We start from the raw sequence: 3,807 nt of genomic DNA, 5'->3' as shown, positions 1-3,807 counted from the left end.
TAACCAATCTTATCTATGCTGATGGGAATTTCGCGCTTATCGATTGGGACACTAGCGGATGGGGCTACCTGGGCGAGGATCTCGCAAGCCTGATTGCGGATGAACCGGATATCGATAACATGGTCGAACACTACCAACGATCTATCCCTGCGTATTACAAAGGCTTTTCGGAGTATGCGGATGTATCACGAATTTCCGAACATTGTGTCTACGAGATAATCCTTCTCGTATTCGGGTACAGGCTTGTTGAGGGGTATCTCCACACAGAGGATGATGACGAGAAGAGGAAGCATGTCGATACTCTCCAAAAAATATATGAAATGAAAACCATACCCGTTATGGTTTAATAAATTTACAGGCTATCACATCAGCCTGATTTGAGCAGTACCGTATGGGAAAGCATTTCCTGAGGTGCTGTTTTGTGTTTATCCCTAAGGGTCAATTTGGGTGTTTTTGATACCCCCTGAAAAAGGTATGCTTATTCAAGATAAGGGTACGAATCTTCAAGACGGAGATTGCTCCTATTTTATTGAAGTAAAGAGGCAGGATAATGCAAGAAGGATGGATATAGGAGTAAAGGAGAACATAATGAAAAAAATAGAGCGTTGCATTGTAATTGGAATAGCAGGCGGTTCTGGTAGTGGCAAAACTACCTTTTGTAGTAATTTGGCAAAGAACTTAAATGTATTAAAAGTTAAAACAATATCTACTGATGATTACTTTAGAGAGGTAAAACCGAAAGTGAATGCTCCTTACAATGGGAAGGAATATGATGATTATGACCATCCAACTTCTGTTGATATTGATAGATTAAATAGAGATATTAATCATTTTATATCATCTAAAATGTTTGATGTTGTTATTATTGAAGGCTTGATGGTCTTGTATTTTGAGGAAATTAGAGAAAAAATTGATTTGAAGATATTTGTTGATTGCCCGTCAGATGAGAGATTAGTTAGGAGATTAAAAAGAGATATAAACGAACAAACCTTTGACGAAATCTCTTCAGAATATCTTGATTTAGTTAGACATCGTCATAACGAGTTTGTTGAACCTACAAAATGGCACGCAGATTTAATCTTAAACGGGTCTATTACTTCTAATAATTCTTTAGATATAGTTCGTAAATGGGTATTAAATTAACAAGTTACTTATTCAAGTAACGGATGCTCTAATATAAGAAGGATTAGGGCTTCTTCTGTTGAACTATAGAAGCAGGATTGTTTTAGAAGGTTCGTTCAGTAGAGATGCATTACAAATTTTATAGGATAATAATATTAAAACTTTTGCCTGTACTAATCAAAATAGAATAAGTAGAGGTGAGGCTACTCTCGATGATTTTTACAAGGAATTTCAAACATATAAATTTGATGATGCCTTTATTTGTCCTCATAGATTGCAATTGTCATAAGCCAAAACCAGGGATGCTTTTGGAAGCGTCAAAAAAATATAAATTAGATTTAACAAAAACTGTATTTATTGGTGACGTTGGTTCAACAGATATGTTGGCAGCTCATTATGTTGGAGCAATGAAAATTTAGTGCTTACAGGATGGGGATATAGTGCTCTTAACCAATTCAGGGATAAATGGGCAGAAATTGAACCAGAATTATGTTGCTGAAAACCTTTTAGACGCTGTTAAATGGGTAATAAGTAAAAGTAAAGAATAATTTTTTTCACTAAAGGGGGCAAATGTTTAACAAGAGGATGCGATCAGCTACGGCTGGTCGCTTGTTTTATAATTTGGTTAAAGGGCAAAATAATGGAAGAAGTAAATAATTTAAAGATGGTGGTTTTTTTGGAATGGAAAGAGCTTAAAGATAGTAATGATATTGAAAATCTCTTAGATACATTTGGTGGGTTTCATGATAGTTGCTTAAAGGAATTATATATGTGGACCGAAAGCTATGTAGATGAAAATTTATCAATGGGTATGTCAACAGAACTTGATACTAATGTACGAATCCTTTTCCAAAGACAGTTTGATAATCCTTCTGCAATTGAACTGCTCTTTGAAGGGGTAACTCAATTTCACATCATTCCAAGTCCGATAAACTATGATTCAATCATTTATGAAGCAAAACTTATCCTACACGAAGGTCTTTTTTATTGGGCTGATGATTATGATTGGGAACCAAATGATTTTACTCAAGGTGCAAATAGCTGGATTTCTGCAAAGAGTCTTAAATGGCGTGATGCTAGTTCATGGATGGGTAAAAAAAGCAGATATGGTGTAAGCACACAAGATTAAACTTCTTATTAAACAAACGGGTAGGTGTGACAAGTTCTGTAATAAGCGTTACTAGCGTGAAATACAGGGGATTCACTAGATGGATTCTAACTTTACAAGGGAGAATAGGAATGACGGAACCACGTTTCCAGAAACTATTCCATCAATACTCCTGTGTGCGTTATAAATAACAGTTTATAGGGTTCGAAGCACAGGTAGATTCGGTTGAATGAAAGCTAAAGCCATCTTTACAGAAGGGTATGCTGACAGATAGACCGCATGGCTGAAAAACTAGATATGTTGAGAATAGTTCTAATCGAATAGAACTGACGAACTTCCGAAGGTACGGGTCTAAAGTTAGAACATAGAGGAAACCTATGGCTCTTCTTACGAAGAGGTGAGTGATGTAGAGTAAAAATCTACCCTATGAAATACATTATACTGAACAACGGCGGTATCAAGCTCACAGGCTCAGAGGAAGCACCTACCTCTAGAATGGATAGCTACTTTGTAAGGTACTTGGGAAGTAAGAAACATCGATACATGGACTGTTATCCAAGATGGTTACTATAAGGCGAAAGCTGAAATGTATTTATTCTTGCGAAGGTAGGGGCATGACCAAAGAAACTTCTGTAATGGAAGTGGAGGAATAGCCCCAAGTCTAGTAATATAGAATGATTATTTTCCTAACGTGAATTGCACCGGTCGGGTAAGAATGTGGGAACATCATCTAAGAGGAAATCACAGGCGTATTTCTACAAGCTCACGAAGTACACTGTACCACTACATCCCCATACATCTAGGTGGAGATGATACTTTTAACAACCTAAGAATTCTGCACAAAGACATACATACGGCAATACACCAAACAGATGAAATGGCAATACATTCACGCTTAAAAGGCTTTTATATCACAAAGTCAATGCTAAAGAAGTTGAACACATATCGTGAAAAGTGCGGTTTAAATACAACCATGTGATTTCAATTCTAGTAAAGTAACAAGGAACTTATAATCTAGTACATATTATTAGATGGCACGCGGAATGATGGGAAACTATCACGTTCCGTGTTGGGCAGGGGAAAAGCTGGAGATAACTTCAAACGCTTACCTATTGCTACCATTTCTGAAAGAAGGAGAAGTGCTTTTTTTGGTGGAAGTTTATTAAGCTAAGGAACAGTTTAGTAATAAAGCAATATTGAATTTATTTTAAATTTGGGGGATTTTATGTTTTTAAGGAAAATTTTTGGATTTGTTTTAACCACTCTATTAACTGGATTAATTCTTAACCTTTTCTTTGCCATAATGGATGGTTTTACTAATTATAACTTTTTTGCTGTTTTTGGTGTTCTTCTTGTTGGTGCAACTCCATTTATACTTCTTATTGGCTTACCAGTATCTATCTTATCTGATTATCTGACTAAGAATTTAAACGACAAACAAAGAAATAAAAAAGCATTGTTGATTCATAGTATTGATGCTAGTATAGTTTCATGGACACAACCTAGTTAAGTTCTTTAAAATTTGACTAGAATGATAACGAAAGGTTGTGTCCATAAATGGGGAACAAAAATACAGG

The 3,807-nt window shown here is 35.7% G+C and carries 5 protein-coding genes; all 5 read left to right on the top strand.

The genetic code is table 11. From position 1 onward, the window contains the following. Nucleotides 1–347, top strand: a 347-nt coding sequence (locus tag ACFSCX_RS20170; RefSeq protein WP_377930061.1) for a phosphotransferase, incomplete at its 5' end; no start/stop codon positions are given. Between the two features lie 100 nt (nucleotides 348–447). Further along, entirely contained in the window at nucleotides 448–1,143 is a 696-nt protein-coding gene (locus ACFSCX_RS20165; RefSeq protein ID WP_377930060.1) for a uridine kinase family protein, read from the top strand. 191 nt (nucleotides 1,144–1,334) lie between these two features. After that, the gene (locus ACFSCX_RS20160; protein ID WP_377930059.1) at nucleotides 1,335–1,541 is read left to right on the top strand and encodes an HAD hydrolase-like protein; all 207 of its coding nucleotides are present in this window, start codon (nucleotides 1,335–1,337) and stop codon (nucleotides 1,539–1,541) included. A gap of 221 nt (nucleotides 1,542–1,762) precedes the next feature. Beyond that, nucleotides 1,763–2,251: a hypothetical protein gene (locus tag ACFSCX_RS20155; protein ID WP_377930058.1), complete on the top strand. Its 489-nt coding sequence runs from the start codon at nucleotides 1,763–1,765 to the stop codon at nucleotides 2,249–2,251. Nucleotides 2,252–3,455: 1,204 nt separating this feature from the next. After that, nucleotides 3,456–3,740 carry a hypothetical protein gene (locus tag ACFSCX_RS20150; RefSeq protein ID WP_377930056.1) on the top strand — a complete coding sequence of 95 codons (285 nt, stop codon included), beginning with the start codon at nucleotides 3,456–3,458 and terminating at the stop codon, nucleotides 3,738–3,740. The last annotated feature ends 67 nt before the right edge of the window (nucleotides 3,741–3,807 follow it).

This window comes from Bacillus salitolerans, assembly GCF_042680805.1.
GTDB classification, from domain to species: domain Bacteria; phylum Bacillota; class Bacilli; order Bacillales; family SA4; genus Bacillus_CJ; species Bacillus_CJ salitolerans.
The sequence above is the reverse complement of the archived record's forward strand: the minus strand, read 5'-3'. Positions and strand labels throughout refer to the sequence as shown.